This is a genomic window from Plantactinospora sp. B24E8 (assembly GCF_039871735.1).
In the GTDB taxonomy this organism is placed as follows: Bacteria; Actinomycetota; Actinomycetes; order Mycobacteriales; family Micromonosporaceae; genus Plantactinospora.
In genome coordinates, this window is the sequence record NZ_JBDPMH010000022.1 from 69,596 (window position 1) to 83,312 (window position 13,717).

Genomic DNA, 13,717 nt, shown 5'->3' on the forward strand with positions numbered 1-13,717 from the left:
GGACCCGGGTCTCACCACCCGCCAGCGCCCTCCTGACCCGGTAGGCCGGCGTCCCGGGCCAGCAGCGCCGCCTGGACCCGGTTCGCGCAGTCCAGTTTGGTGAGGATCCGACTCACGTACGTCTTGATGCTCGCCTCGCTCATCCGCAACCGCCGGCCCACGTCGGCGTTGGAGAGCCCCTCCGCCACCAGCCGCAGCACGTCGACCTCCCGTGGGCTCAGCGCCGCCAGCCGTTCGGTGGCGTGCCGGCGACGGGTGACCGCGACCGGGGAGACCAGGCCGACCAACAGCCGGGTCACCCCGGGGGAGAGGTAGACGTCGCCGTCGTACGCGGCCCGGACCGCCCGGATCAGTTCGTCGGGCGTACAGGTCTTCAGCACAAAACCGGCGACCCGGTGCTGGACCGCCCGCAGCACGTTCGGTTCGGCGCCGAACGAGGTCAGCAGCACGACGCGCAGCCCGGGGAGCCGACGGTCGAGTTCCTCCATCGCCGCCAGACCGTCCAGCGCCGGCATCCTGATGTCGAGCAGCGCCACGTCCGGACGGCGCCGGAGTGCCTCCTCGACCGCCGTCCGACCGTCCTCGGCCTCGGCGACCACCTCGATGTCACCGGTCGACTCCAGCACGGTCCGGATGCCGGTCCGGATCAGCGGCTCGTCGTCGGCGAGCAGGACCCGGACCATCTCAGCGGCCTCCCAACAGCAGACTCGCCGGCAGCAGCAGGAACATCAGGACGGCGACGGCGACACCCAGTCCGACCGGCCGGCCGGGTACGGTCAGCGCCGACTCCGCCTCGTCGAGCACCACGGGGCCGCTCGGCAGCATCGCGGCGAGGCGCCACCGGTCCCCGGAGCGGCCGTGTTCGACCAACCCGCCGACCGACGCCAGCCGTTCGCCGAGCCCGGTGAGGCCGTGTCCAGTCTGCCCGTGTCCAATGAGCCTCTGTCCAGTGGGCTCGTGTCCGGTCAGCTCGTGTCCGGTCAGCTCGTGTCCGGTCGACGGCAGGGCACCGGGAGCCGATGGCCGGTCGTCGGGCTCCGGGAGACCGGGACCGAGCGGGTTGACCAGGTCCACCAGCAGGGCGTCCGGCTCCCACTGCAGGCGTACCGTCACCGGTTGTCCCGGGGCGTGCTTGGCGGCGTTCGTGAGTCCCTCCTGCACCACCCGGTACGCCGCCTGCCCGGCGGTCCGGGACAGCGGCCGGGCCGGCCCTGAACGGGACAGCGTCACCGGGACACCGGCGCCGCGGAAGTCCGTCACCAGGGCGTCGACCGCCTCGAGGCCGGGGTCCCGCCCGGCGTCGGGCCGGCCGCCCCGCAACGCGCCGACCAGGTCGTACAGGTCGTCGGTGGCCTGCCGGACGGCGCCCGCCAGGCCCCGCACGGTGTCCCGCAGCGGCGGCGGCAGTGCCGAGACCTCCAGCGCCGCCGCCTGGACGGACACCAGGCTGAGCCGGTGTCCGAGCGAGTCGTGCATGTCCCGGGCGATCCGCAGCCGCTCGCGCAGCTGCTCCTGCTCGGCGAGGAGCTCCCGCTCCCGGCGGAGCTGCCGGTTGTGCCGCTGGAGCGTCGACACCAGCTGTTCCTGCTGGCTGAGGTACCGGCCGGTCAGCACCGGCAACGCCACGAAGACGAGGTACGTGACGACCAGCGGGCCGCCCGCCTCCGGCCAGGGCCCGGGTGCCGAGCCGAGCTGGCTGGCCAGGGCGACGACGGTGCCGCACCCCAGCAGGCCACCGTCGCGACGGGACAGACCGGCCCGCCCGACCTGGTAGGCGGCCCAGCTCAGCAGCACGTACGAGGTGCCGGTCAGGGCGTTCAGCAGCAGCGCGCCGGCAAAGGCGGCCAGCGGCCAGCGCTGCCGCAGCGCGATCACCAGCCCGACGGCCAGCAGGTAGCCGGGCACCACCGCCGGTGGGAGGTCGGGGTGCCCGGCGACCAGGAGCACCGTCTCCGCGACGAGCACGGCGGCGGCGAGGAGATGGCGGACCATGCCCTGCAGGTTACGTCCGGTACGACCCCGGCCGGTCCGGTCCGGAGTCCACTTCCGATGTGGGGTCGGCGACTTTCGGGGACTGTTCCCGCCCCGGTCGACGCCTAGCCTGGCGGCCGTGATCGAGGTACGCGAGTTGCACAAACGCTACGGGCGGGTGGTCGCGGTCGACCGGCTCTCCTGCACGGTCCGACCCGGCCGGGTCACCGGCTTCCTCGGACCGAACGGGGCCGGCAAGTCGACGACGATGCGGATGCTGCTCGGGCTCGACCAGCCGAGCGGGGGCGAGGCGCTGATCGACGGGCGCCCGTACCGCCGGGAGGTCGCGCCGTTGCGTCGGGTGGGCGCCCTGCTGGAGTCGGGCGCGGCACATCCGGGCCGCAGCGCCTACCACCACCTGCTCTGGCTGGCCCGGAGCAACCGGATTCCACGCTCCCGGATAACCGAGGTGCTGGAACTGGTCGGGCTGGCGGCGGTGGCGGGGCGCCGGGTCGGCGGGTTCTCCCTCGGCATGCGGCAACGGTTGGGCATCGCCGCCGCACTGCTCGGGGACCCTCCGGTGCTGCTCTTCGACGAACCGGTCAACGGGCTCGATCCCGAGGGCATCCGGTGGATCCGTGACCTGATGCGGGGACTGGCGGCGGAGGGTCGGACGGTGCTGGTCTCCAGCCATCTGATGAGCGAGATGGCGCTCACCGCCGACCACCTCGTGGTGATCGACCGGGGACGGCTGCTCGCCGACACCGGGACGCGGGCGTTCGTCGAGGCCAACTCCGTCGGGTACGTCCAGGTGCGGACCCCGGAGCCGGAGCGGCTGCGGGCCGTGTTGACCGGCGCCGGAATCGAGACCCGGACCGGACCGGACGGCGCGGTCCACGCGTACGGCGTGTCGGCGCCCCGGGTCGGTGAGCTGGTCGCGGCGCACCAGCTCACCGTGCACGAGATCGGTGCGCGGTCGGCGTCCTTGGAGGAGGCGTTCATGCGGCTTGTCGAGGAGGCGACGGCACGCCGCCGGACGGAGAGGGAATCCGGATGAGCGGGACGGGGAGAAACGTGGGGACGAGCGGGACGGGGATGAGTACCGGAACGGTTGACCGGGCCGACCCGGCATTGGCGGAGCCGGCCCGGTGGCGCCTGGTCGGCCCGCTGCGCGCGGTGGTCGCCGCCGAACTGACCAAGATCGTGACCCTGCGCTCGACCGTCTGGACCCTGGTCCCGGCGCTTGCGGTCACCGTCGGGATCAGCGCACTGGTCGCGCTCAGCTTCCGGACGAGTCTGCCCCGCCAGCCGGCCGACCGGCAGGCGGCCTTCGACCCGCTCTTCGCCACCTTCTACGGGGTCACCCTCGGACAGTTGGCCGTGGTGGTCTTCGGAGTCCTGGTGGTCGGCGCCGAGTACCGCTCCGGGACGATCCGGGCCAGCCTGCTCGCGGTTCCCAGGCGCGGCCTCTGGTACGCCGGCAAGGTGCTCGCGGCGGCCCTGCCGCTCGCGGTGGTCGGACTGGTGACCGCCCTGGCCAGCTTCGCCGTCGCCCAGCCGGTGCTCGGCCCGTACGCCGTCCCGTCCGGCACCGACGAAGTGTCGGCGGCGGTCGTCGGGGCCTGGCTGCACCTCACCCTGCTCGGCCTCTTCGCCCTCGGTGTGGCGGCCCTGCTGCGCAGTTCGGTGTGGGCGCTGGCGGTGCTGCTGCCGGTCCTCCTGCTCGGCTCGCAGGGGTTGGGCAACATCCCGGGGCTGCGGACGGTCACCCAGTACCTGCCGGACCAGACAACCTGGGTGATCATGCATCTGGCCGGGCCCCAGGACGACCCCCGCTGGCTGCGCGACTACGGGCCGTGGACCGGGGTGGGCCTGCTCGCCCTCTGGACCGCGGCGGCGCTGCTCGGCGGCTACCTGACCCTGCGCAGGCGCGACGCCTGACGGCGCAGGCGCGACGCCTGACGGCGTCGGTGGGGCGCCGCCGGCGGTCCGGCGGGGGCTCCCGGGCGAGCCCTCGGGCCGAAGCGGCAGGATGATCGGGTGCGGGTCCGACCGATCACTCCCGAACTGCTCGTCAGCGAACTGGCCGAGCGGATGGCCGGCGGGCCGGCCGACCATCCGCTCCGGGTCGCCGTCGACGGACCGCCGGCCGCCGAGCCGGACCGACTCGCCGACGCGCTGGTCGACCCGCTGCGGGTCCGGGGCCGTCCGGCGGTCCGCGTCGACACCCGAGACTTCCTGCGGCCTGCGTCGTTGCGCTACGAGCAGGGCCGGACCAACCCCGACGCCTACTACCTGGGCTGGCTCGACGAGGCGGGCCTGCGACGCGAGGTGCTCGACCCCGCCGGTCCGGCCGGCTCGGGCCGGATCCTGCCGTCGCTGTGGAATCCGGAGACCGACCGGGCCACCCGCGCCGACTACCGGCCACTTCCGCGCAACGGTGTGGTCCTGGTCAGCGGTGCCCTGCTGCTCGGTGGCGGCCTGCCGTTCGACCTGACCATCCACCTGGTGCTGTCGACCGGCGCGCTCGCCCGGCGTACCCCGGCCCAGTGGCACTGGACGCTGCCCGCCTTCGCCCGGTACGCCGAGGAGGTCGCCCCGGCCACCTTCGCCGACGTGCTGGTCCGGATGGACGACCCGCGCCACCCGGCGGTGGTGGACGCCCTGCACGGGTGACGCCGGGAGACGGCTGGTTTGCCGCGTACGGCGGTGGGGTATTCGCGCTGCTCGTGACGGACCGCACCGGACAATCCCGTCCAGGAGGGCGGATCCGTCGCCCCGACGGAAAGGCAGGCAGCGCATGCTCGTCAACGAGGCAGTCGGCACCGGTCGCTCGGCGGGGGACATCGACCAGATCCGTCGGGCCCTGAAGAGCCGCTACGACGAGCTGACCGTCGAATACGACGAGGCGATGGTGCAGAGCCAGGTGCTCCGCCTGGTCGAGATCGGTGACACCGCCGGTGACGATCAGGCAGACAGTGGTACGAAAACCGCTGAGCGGGACACCGCCCAGTCGCTGCTGCGGGCGATCCTCGACCGGCGGGCGCAGTTCGAACACGCGTTGCACCGGCTGGACGAGGGAACGTACGGCTGGTGTGAGGGATGTGGGACGTCGATTCCGGTCGAGCGGCTGGAGATCTTCCCGGCGGCGACCACCTGCGTCTCCTGCAAGCAGAGCCGGGAACGTCGGGCGGCCTGACCCGGAGGCGGCGGGACCCGGTCGGGCACGTCGCCGGTCGATGACGGGACGGGTGTACGGAGGCGATGGGCGGGATCAAGGTCGGCACCGCGTCGTGGACGGACCGGACCCTGCTGGAGTCGGGTTGGTATCCGCCCGCCGCGGACACCCCCGAACGGCGTCTCGCCCACTACGCCAGCCGCTTCCCGCTGGTCGAGGTGGACGCCACCTACTACGCCCCGCCGGCGGAGCGGACCGCCCAGCTCTGGGCGTCCCGGACTCCGGCCGGCTTCACCTTCAACGTGAAGGCGTTCAGCCTGCTCACCGGACATCCGACCCGGGTCTCCGCGTTGTACAGGGACCTCCGGCCGGAGACGGAGAAACGGAACGTCTACCCCGGCGACCTGGACGCGCAGACGTACGAGGAGGTCTGGACCCGGTTCCTGACCGCGCTGGAGCCACTGGCCCACGCCGGTAAGCTGGGCGCCCTGCTCTTCCAGTTCCCGCCCTGGTTCACCATCCGGCGGGACAACAAGCAGTACCTGCTCGAGGTGCGGGAACGCTGCGCGCCGATGCGGGCCGTCTTCGAGTTCCGGCACGCCTCCTGGTTCGACGGCGACAACGAGGCGGAGACGCTCGACTTCCTGCGCCGACACCGGCTGCCGTACGTCTGTGTGGACATGCCGCAGGGGTACCGGTCGTCGGTGCCGCCGGTGCTGGCCGCGACCGCGGAACTCGCCGTGGTCCGGTTCCACGGACACAGTACGAAGTGGAACAGCAGGGACATCTACCAACGGTTCGGCTACCGCTACTCGGAACGGGAACTGGCCGACTGGGCGCCGAAACTGCGCGAACTGGCCGGTCGGGCCGAGCAGACGCACGTGCTCCTGAACAACTGCTACCGCGACTACGCCCAGCGCAACGCCGAGCAGTTGACCGACCTGCTGGCCGGGTGAGCCAGCCGTCGCGACGGCGACGGCCCCCCGGATTCACCCGCGCCGGGTGAACGGAACTCACCCGGCGGCAGGCGAGCATGGTGGCGGTGTGGAGCAGAGGCGACCCGGGACGGGAGCCCGGACGCCTGGTCACGGGCAGCGTGCCGGCTGACGCAACGTCGTCGCCGGTCGCCAGACGGGACGGGGGATCAGTCGTGCCGAACAATACGTACTCGGCCTTCGAGTCGTCGATAGACAAGACCAACATCATCCTGAAGGAGATCGAGCAGGCGTACGGATGGCCGAAGGAGCGCCGCAACCAGTCGTACGCCGCGCTCCGTACGGTCCTGCACCTGCTGCGCGACCGGCTGCCGGTGCAGGAGAGCGTGCACTTCGCCGCCCAGTTGCCGGTGCTGGTCCGCGGGATCTACTTCGAGGGCTGGGATCCGAGCGTGGTGCCGATCAAGTTGAACCGCGAGGAGTTCCTCTACGAGGTGCGGGCCGGCTTCCCGTTCGACGTCCAGGGCGGTCCGGCGACCGTCGTGGACACCGTGTTGAACGCGCTGCGCCGGCACGTCACCGACGGCGAGTGGGAGGACGTCCGGTCGAGCATGCCGAAGGACCTGACCACGATCCTGCCGTGAGCCGGAGTGCCGGGCGGACGCCGCCCGGTACCCGGGTACGCTGAGCCGCCACGGTCCGGAACCGACAATGTCGTCGGTCCCGGGCCGTGGTGTCCGGCCGTCGGAGTACTGCCACCCTGAGGTGCCGACGAGGATCATCTCGGCCTCAGCATGCCGCCCCCGGACCGGCCGTCGCCGGGTCGCCGGTCGCCCGGACCCCGCTGGTCGCCCCCGGCAGACCCGATCCGTCCCGCCGTCGGTGGTGCCGGACCCGTCGCCGGCACCACCGGACCGGGGTTACCGCAGCGTCACCCCGGGGGCGAGCCGCCGCTCCAGGCCCACCCGGCGCTCCGGGCCGACCAGCCGGACCCCGACGGTGTGCCGGTGGTCGTCGCTGGAGGCGGAGAGGCGGAACTCCAGGTCACCCGGTTCGACGACCCGGTGACCATGCCGGCCGGTGAACGAGGTGAGATCGGCGTGTACCGCGAAGTCGACCCGGCGGGTCTGGCCGGGGGCGAGGGGGACCCGGGCGTACCCGATCAGCCGGACCACCGGTCGGGTCACCTGGGCGACCGGGTCGTGCAGGTAGAGCTGGACCACCTCGGTGCCGTCGCGGTCGCCGGTGTTGCACACGGTGACCGAGACGGTGACCGTACCGTCGGTCGGTACCTCGACCGGGTGGTCGGCCGTCGGCACCGCACCGTCCACCCGGACCTCGGGCCAGACGAACTCGGTGTACGACAGTCCGTGCCCGAACGGGAAGAGCGGCGTCGGGTCCACACTGCTGACCTCGGTACGCCGACCCAGCGCCGGGGTCAGGTAGGTGGCCGGCTGTCCGGCCGGGCCGTGCGGCACACTCACCGGCAGCCGACCGGAGGGCGCGACCCGGCCGCTGAGTACCCGGGCGACCGCCGGGCCGCCCTCCTCGCCGGGGAAGAAGGCCTGGACGATCGCGGCCAGCCGGTCCGCCCACCCGCCGAGCGCGTACGGCCGGCCAGCCAGCAGGACCAGTACCACCGGGGTACCCGTGTCGAGCAGCGCCTCCAGCAGGTCCGCCTGCGCCCCGGGCAGTTGCAGCTCGGCGGCGTCCGAGCCCTCGCCCGAGGTGCCGTTGCCGAACAGACCGGCCCGGTCGCCGAGGACCGCGACACAGACGTCGGCGTCCCGGGCCGCCGCGACCGCCGCGGCGAGGTCGTCGGCCACCCCGGTGCCCTCGATCGGCGCGCCGAACGCGTGCCTGATCGGGGTGTCCGGCAGTTCGTCGCGGAGCGCCGCCAGCAGCGTCGGGATCTCGACCCCGTCCGGCAACTCCGGGTGCTGGCTGCCCACGTGGCTCGGGAACGTGTAGCAGCCGAGCATGCCGGTGACGCTGTCGGCCAGTGGCCCGACCAGGGCGATCCGGGCTTCCGGTCGCAGGGGCAGCGTGCCGGAGTTGGCCAGCAGCACCACCGACTCCTCGGCCAGTTCCCGGGCCAGCGCCCGGTGGCTCGGCGGGTCGAGGTCGATGCCGGAGTCAACGGCGGCGGGGCCGCCGCCGTTGACCCGCTCGGCGGTGGTCAGCGCGGCCGGCAGCGGCGACCAGTCGGCGTCGAGCAGGCCGAGTTCACACTTCTGTCGGAGCACCCGGGCCGCGGCCCGGTCGACCAGGGCCTCGGGAACCGTGCCGGCGCGGACCGCGGCGACCAGCGGGGCGCCGTAGCAGTGCGCGGCGGGCAGTTCGACGTCGACCCCGGCGGCGAGGGCGAGCGCGCCGGCCTCGGCGAGGTCGGCGGCGACGCTGTGCAGCCGCTGCAGGAAGCTGATGCCGAAGTAGTCGGCGACGACCGTGCCGGTGAAGCCCAGGTCGTCCCGGAGCAGTCGGGTCAGCAGTTCCGGGTCGGCCGCCGGCGGAACCCCGTCGATCTCGGTGTACGCGTGCATCACGGAGCCGGCGCCGCCGTCCCGCAGCGCCATCTCGAACGGGGGCAGCAGCACGTCGGCGAGTTCCCGGGGGCCGACCGCGACCGGTGCGAAGTTGCGACCGGCGCGGGACGCGGAGTATCCGACGAAGTGCTTGAGCGTGGCGATCACCCCGGTCGACTGCAGGCCGCGGACGTACGCGGTGCCGATGGTGGCCACCAGGTACGGGTCCTCGCCGATCGACTCCTCGGTCCGTCCCCAGCGGGGATCCCGGATCACGTCGAGCACCGGCGCCAGCCCCTGGTGTACGCCGACCCGGCGCATCGACGTACCGATCTGGGCCGCCATCCGTTCGACGAGTGCGGGGTCGAACGTGGCGCCCCAGGCGAGCGGGGTGGGGTAGACGGTCGCCTTCCACGTCATGAACCCGGTGAGGCACTCCTCGTGGGCGACCGCGGGGATGCCGAACCGGTTGGCGGCGGTGATCTCCTCCTGCATCCGGGCCAGCGCCCGGGCGCCGTCGACGGGATCCACCGGCGCGGTGCCGAACGCCCGGGTGAGCTGTCCGAGGCCGGCGCCGATGAGGTCGCGCCAGTCGGGCGCCTCGTTGACCATCTCGTGCTGGTGCGGGGCCAGGTCGTCGCCGGTCGAGTTGCCGCCGACCCAGACGCCGTACAGCTGCGCTACCTTCTCCTCCAGCGAGAGTCGGGCGAGCAGGTCCTCGACCCGCCGGTCGACCGGCAGGCCCGGGTCCTGCCAGACCGGCGGGGGGTCGGCCAGCGGCGCGGCGGCCGGCATCCCGGTCGGCGGGGGTGGGACCGCCGGGACGTGCACAGCTGGGGAGCCGTCTGCCGGGATGGGCGCGGCGACGGTGAGCTGTCCATCATGGGGACGCCCGTCCGGTGCCGTGGTGACCTCGAGCCGACCGACCTCGTTGGGTGTCCGACGGGTATCGGCGGCGTTGCGGTTGCTGCTCACGAGCAGCCTCCTGTCGCTTGTTGCTGGGCCTGTTCCAGAGCCGGCGCACGTCGGTGTGACTGGTGTGGTGGTCTCGCGCGCGTACTTCCGACATGTTTCCGGAAAGTCCGGCCCGCGTCGAGAGGGTAGTGCGACCGAAAGTAGCTCGCAAGTTTCCTCGAGACATAGGTATTGACCGTTCTGTCGTCGAGTCGTAGCGTGCGCCGCATCACGATGAATTATCGGACCGGCGCCGAAAACTTGCGGGTGGTTCGGTTCCGTCCAGGGGTGACGGTTCGCCGGCCCCTGGTGGGAGATGTCTGCCCGGGGTGACCCGAAGGGACGGTGGGGCATGCCAGGGCCGGGGAACAGCACCGTATCCCGCCGGTGCGACCCGCCGAGAGTGATCATCATCTCGGTCGCGTTGGTCTGAACACGCCCCGCGGTGGGGGGAGCGGTCGTGCTCGGCCACCGGGCCCGGATGCCGGGCGGAGAGACGGGCGGGGGACCGCCGAGGACGCGGGCGGGTCGGCCGGGCGGGGACCGGCCCGCCCGCCCTCGGTGGAGGGGACCACTCGTCATATCCGTGATACATTCATGTCTATCTTTCTATCGGTGATGGTCGGCGCCGGCGGACCGGGCTGACCGGTCTGGAGGTGTGGCATGCGGAGCCGCCTTCTCGTCGCGGGAGCGGCCCTGGTCATCGGGTTGAGCGGGGGCGGCCTCGCGGTCGCCGCGACCGCGCCCCAGGCCGGCGACGTGTCGGTGTCGGCCGCCGGTGAATTCGACTTCAGTCGTCCGGAGACCGTCGCCACCAACCTGAACACCCCCTGGGGTCTCGCCTTCCTGCCCGACGGCAGCGCGCTGGTCGCCGAACGCAACAGCGCCCGGGTGCTGCGGCTGCGGCCCGGACAGAGTCCGCAGCAGGTCACCACCATCTCCGGCGTCTCGGCCGGTGGTGAGGCCGGATTGCTGGGGTTGGCCGTCTCGCCGACGTTCGCCCAGGACAACTACGTCTACGCGTACTTCACCTCGAGCAGCGACAACCGGATCGTCCGGTTCCGGCTCGACACGCCGCAGACCCAGACGCCGATCCTCACCGGACTGGCCCGGGCGAACTTCCACGACGGCGGCCGGATCGCCTTCGGCCCGGACGGCATGCTCTACGCCGGGGTCGGTGACGCCGGCCAGACCGCCAACTCGCAGAACCCGCAGAGCCGCAACGGCAAGATCCTGCGGATGCGACCGGACGGCGGTGTACCCGCCGACAACCCGACGGCCGGCTCGCTGGTCTACAGCCTCGGCCACCGCAACGTCCAGGGGCTCGCCTGGGACGCCCAGGGCAGGCTCTACGCCAGCGAGTTCGGGCAGAACACCTGGGACGAGGTCAACCAGATCGTGCCCGGTGGCAACTACGGCTGGCCGACCGTGGAGGGCCGAGGCAACGATCCACGCTTCCGGGACCCGATCGTCACGTGGACGACGGCCGAGGCGTCGCCGAGCGGCGCCACCATCGACGGCAACGTCCTGTTCGTCGCCGCGCTGCGGGGAGCCCGGCTCTGGACGGTGCCGCTGACCGGCAACGGCGGCGCCGGCGCCCCGGTCGCCCAACTGGTCAACACCTACGGCCGGCTCCGTACGGTCGAGCGGGCGCCCGACGGCTCGCTCTGGGTGACGACCAGTAACCGGGACGGCCGGGGTACGCCGGCCACCACCGACGACCGGGTGCTGCGGTTCCCGCCGGTCGGCGTCAACCCGACGAACCCGCCGACCACGCCGCCGACCAACCCGCCCACCACGCCACCCACCAACCCGCCCACCACGCCGCCGACGAGCGGGCCGACGAACCCGCCCACCACGCCGCCGACGCAGGGACCGGGCGGCTGCTCGGCCACCGTCTCGCTGAACCAGTGGAACGGCGGCTTCGTCGCCACGGTACGGGTGACCGCCGGCTCGTCCGGCACGAACGGCTGGTCGGTGGGGATGACCCTGCCGTCCGGTGCCACGGTCACCAACGCCTGGAACACCCAACGCAGTGGTGACAGCGGCGCGGTCACGTTCACCAACGTGAGCTACAACGGCCGGATCGCCGCCGGACAGTCCACCGAGTTCGGTTTCCAGGGCACCGGCACCGGCAGCGGCATGACCCCGACCTGCACGGCCAGCTGACCGCCCCGAACCCGCCCCGGACCGCGACGGGTCCGGGGCGGGACGCCGCTGGTCAGGTCCCGCCCCGGACTGCGACGAGTTCGGGGCGGGACTGCCGGATCGGGGTCAGCGTGGTGGCGGTGGCGATGCCCAGGCAGAGCAGACCGGCGACGAGGCAGACCGGGGTCGTACCGTAGCGGGCCACCGCGGCGGTGAGCACGGCGGCGCCGAGCGGGCCCAGCGCCGAGTGCAGGGTCCAGAACGCGGAGGTCACCCGGCCGAGCAGCCGCTCCGGGGTGACCTGCTGACGCAGCGACACCGAACAGATGCCGGCGGTCGCGGTGCCGAACGTGTACACGGTGACCAGCGCCGCCAGAGCCGGGACGGTGCCGGTCAGACCCACCCCGGCGACAGCCAGCCCGGCCATCGCGTACGCGCCGATCCAGCAGACCCCGAAACCGAGCCGGCGGCGGATTCGGGCGACCAGCAGCGCCGCGACGACGGTGCCGCCGGCCGCTCCGGCGAAGACGGCGCCGACCGCCGCGTCGGTGCGGCCCAGGTCGTGCTTCACGTGGTAGATGAAGACGTCGGTCAGACCGATGGTCAGGAAGGTCAGGAACGACAGCGCCACGGTCAGCGCCCGCAGCGTCGGATGGCGCCAGAGGAACCGGACCCCGACCAGCAGATCCGACCACCGGGCGGCCCGCTCGGTGGGGTCTGCCGCACCGGTGTCCGGTGACGTCCGGCCGGCGTCCACCCGGTGCTCCGGACCGACCGGCCGGGCGGCGGGGGGCCGGAACCGCACGAAGCGGAGCCCCAGCGCCGAGCAGCCGAAGGTGCCGGCGTTGACCGCGATCGCGGCGGCCGGGCCGATCGCCGCGGAGAGCGCCCCGGCCAGGAGCGGTCCGGCGATGCCGGCCGCGGCGTAGCTCGCGTAGAGGTGGCCGTTCGCCCGGGTGATCTGCCCCGGGGCGACCAGCGCCGGCACGGCGCTGACGTAGCCGACCTGGAAGAGCATGCCGACCGCCGCCCCGACCGGCGCCACCAGGTAGAGCAGCCAGACCTGCGGCGACCAGAGCCAGACCAGCGGGATCAGCCCGTAGCCGAGCGCGCGGGCGAGGTCGCAACCGATCAGCAGCCGCCTCCGGTCGACCCGGTCGACCAGGAACCCGGCGAGCATGCCGGCGAGCACCGACGCGGCGCCACCCAGACCGGTCAGCAGCCCCATCTGGGCGACCGAGCCGGTCGCGTGCAACACCAGCAGCGGTACGGCGATCAGCGAGAACGAGTTCCCGAGCGCGGCGAGGGTCTGCCCGGAGAGGAAGAGTGGAAAGTCCCGTCCGCGCCACAGCGCCCGCCCGTCCGGCGGCTCCGGCGGATCGGGCGGCCCTGCTGGGACGGGCGGCGGCTCCGGCGGATCGGGCGGTCCCGGTGGCGCGTCGGCCCGTGCCCCGGTCACCCCGTGCGGGAGCCGGCACTGCCGGAGCCCCGCTGCGCGCCGACCCGGCCGCCGGTGCCGGGGGAGGCCTCCCGTAGGCCACGTACGGCGAGCCGGTCCGCGCGCTCGTTCTCCGGATGCCCGGCGTGTCCCTTCACCCAGTGCCAGCGCACGTCGTGCCGGCCGGCCGCTGCCTCGAGTCGCTGCCACAGGTCGGCGTTCTTCACCGGCTGCTTCGCCGCGGTCCGCCAGCCGTTGCGTTTCCAGTTCGGCAGCCACCGGGTGATGCCGTCCCGCAGGTAGGTGCTGTCGGTGTGCAGGCGTACCGTCACCGGGCGGGTGAGGCTCTCCAACGCCTGGATCGCCGCCATCATCTCCATCCGGTTGTTGGTGGTGGCTGTCGGCTCGCCGCCGTGGATCTCCTTCTCCCGGGTGCCGTACCGCAGCACCGCGCCCCACCCGCCCGGGCCGGGATTGCCACTGCAGGCGCCGTCGGTGTAGATGTCGACCACCGGGGGGATTGACTGCTCCGTCACCCGGGCAACATACCCGCCGTACCCGGTCTCCG

The 13,717-nt window shown here is 73.1% G+C and carries 12 protein-coding genes; 7 read left to right on the plus strand and 5 right to left on the minus strand.

Translation table 11 applies throughout. The features are described from left to right. Nucleotides 1–11: 11 nt before the first annotated feature. Nucleotides 12–683 carry a response regulator transcription factor gene (locus ABGB21_RS25765; RefSeq protein ID WP_347679936.1) on the minus strand — a complete coding sequence of 224 codons (672 nt, stop codon included), beginning with the start codon at nucleotides 681–683 and terminating at the stop codon, nucleotides 12–14. Between the two features lies 1 nt (nucleotide 684). Continuing rightward, nucleotides 685–1,992 (minus strand): histidine kinase, encoded by a 1,308-nt coding sequence (locus tag ABGB21_RS25770; RefSeq protein ID WP_347657450.1) that lies wholly within the window; start codon nucleotides 1,990–1,992, stop codon nucleotides 685–687. Nucleotides 1,993–2,110: 118 nt separating this feature from the next. Here ABGB21_RS25770 and ABGB21_RS25775 point away from each other — a divergent pair, with 118 nt between their 5' ends. From ABGB21_RS25775 to ABGB21_RS25800, 6 genes are all read left to right on the plus strand, one after another. After that, nucleotides 2,111–3,028 carry an ATP-binding cassette domain-containing protein gene (locus ABGB21_RS25775; RefSeq protein ID WP_347679938.1) on the plus strand — a complete coding sequence of 306 codons (918 nt, stop codon included), beginning with the start codon at nucleotides 2,111–2,113 and terminating at the stop codon, nucleotides 3,026–3,028. A 38-nt stretch (nucleotides 3,029–3,066) separates the two neighbouring features. Beyond that, the gene (locus ABGB21_RS25780) at nucleotides 3,067–3,912 is read left to right on the plus strand and encodes an ABC transporter permease subunit (RefSeq protein WP_347679940.1); all 846 of its coding nucleotides are present in this window, start codon (nucleotides 3,067–3,069) and stop codon (nucleotides 3,910–3,912) included. Between the two features lie 99 nt (nucleotides 3,913–4,011). Next, nucleotides 4,012–4,647 carry a uridine kinase gene (locus ABGB21_RS25785; RefSeq protein WP_347679942.1) on the plus strand — a complete coding sequence of 212 codons (636 nt, stop codon included), beginning with the start codon at nucleotides 4,012–4,014 and terminating at the stop codon, nucleotides 4,645–4,647. A 124-nt stretch (nucleotides 4,648–4,771) separates the two neighbouring features. Continuing rightward, nucleotides 4,772–5,170: a TraR/DksA C4-type zinc finger protein gene (locus tag ABGB21_RS25790; RefSeq protein ID WP_347679944.1), complete on the plus strand. Its 399-nt coding sequence runs from the start codon at nucleotides 4,772–4,774 to the stop codon at nucleotides 5,168–5,170. A 65-nt stretch (nucleotides 5,171–5,235) separates the two neighbouring features. Next, nucleotides 5,236–6,105, plus strand: coding sequence for a DUF72 domain-containing protein (locus ABGB21_RS25795; RefSeq protein ID WP_347679946.1), 870 nt, complete (start codon nucleotides 5,236–5,238; stop codon nucleotides 6,103–6,105). Nucleotides 6,106–6,299: 194 nt separating this feature from the next. Then, entirely contained in the window at nucleotides 6,300–6,728 is a 429-nt protein-coding gene (locus tag ABGB21_RS25800) for a DUF2267 domain-containing protein (protein ID WP_347657456.1), read from the plus strand. A 276-nt stretch (nucleotides 6,729–7,004) separates the two neighbouring features. Here ABGB21_RS25800 and ABGB21_RS25805 read toward each other — a convergent pair whose 3' ends face one another. Continuing rightward, on the minus strand, nucleotides 7,005–9,584 hold the full coding sequence (locus ABGB21_RS25805) for a glycoside hydrolase family 3 N-terminal domain-containing protein (protein ID WP_347679948.1): 2,580 nt from the start codon (nucleotides 9,582–9,584) through the stop codon (nucleotides 7,005–7,007). Between the two features lie 642 nt (nucleotides 9,585–10,226). Here ABGB21_RS25805 and ABGB21_RS25810 point away from each other — a divergent pair. Further along, on the plus strand, nucleotides 10,227–11,732 hold the full coding sequence (locus ABGB21_RS25810) for a PQQ-dependent sugar dehydrogenase (protein ID WP_347679950.1): 1,506 nt from the start codon (nucleotides 10,227–10,229) through the stop codon (nucleotides 11,730–11,732). A gap of 52 nt (nucleotides 11,733–11,784) precedes the next feature. Here ABGB21_RS25810 and ABGB21_RS25815 read toward each other — a convergent pair whose 3' ends face one another. Together ABGB21_RS25815 and rnhA are read right to left on the minus strand one after the other, a co-directional pair. Beyond that, complete coding sequence (locus ABGB21_RS25815; protein WP_347657459.1) at nucleotides 11,785–13,170, minus strand: MFS transporter; 1,386 nt, start codon at nucleotides 13,168–13,170, stop codon at nucleotides 11,785–11,787. After that, nucleotides 13,167–13,685, minus strand: a complete 519-nt coding sequence (gene rnhA / locus ABGB21_RS25820) for a ribonuclease HI (RefSeq protein ID WP_347657460.1) — start codon at nucleotides 13,683–13,685, stop codon at nucleotides 13,167–13,169. Before rnhA ends, ABGB21_RS25815 begins: the two co-directional genes overlap by 4 nt. Nucleotides 13,686–13,717: the final 32 nt, after the last annotated feature.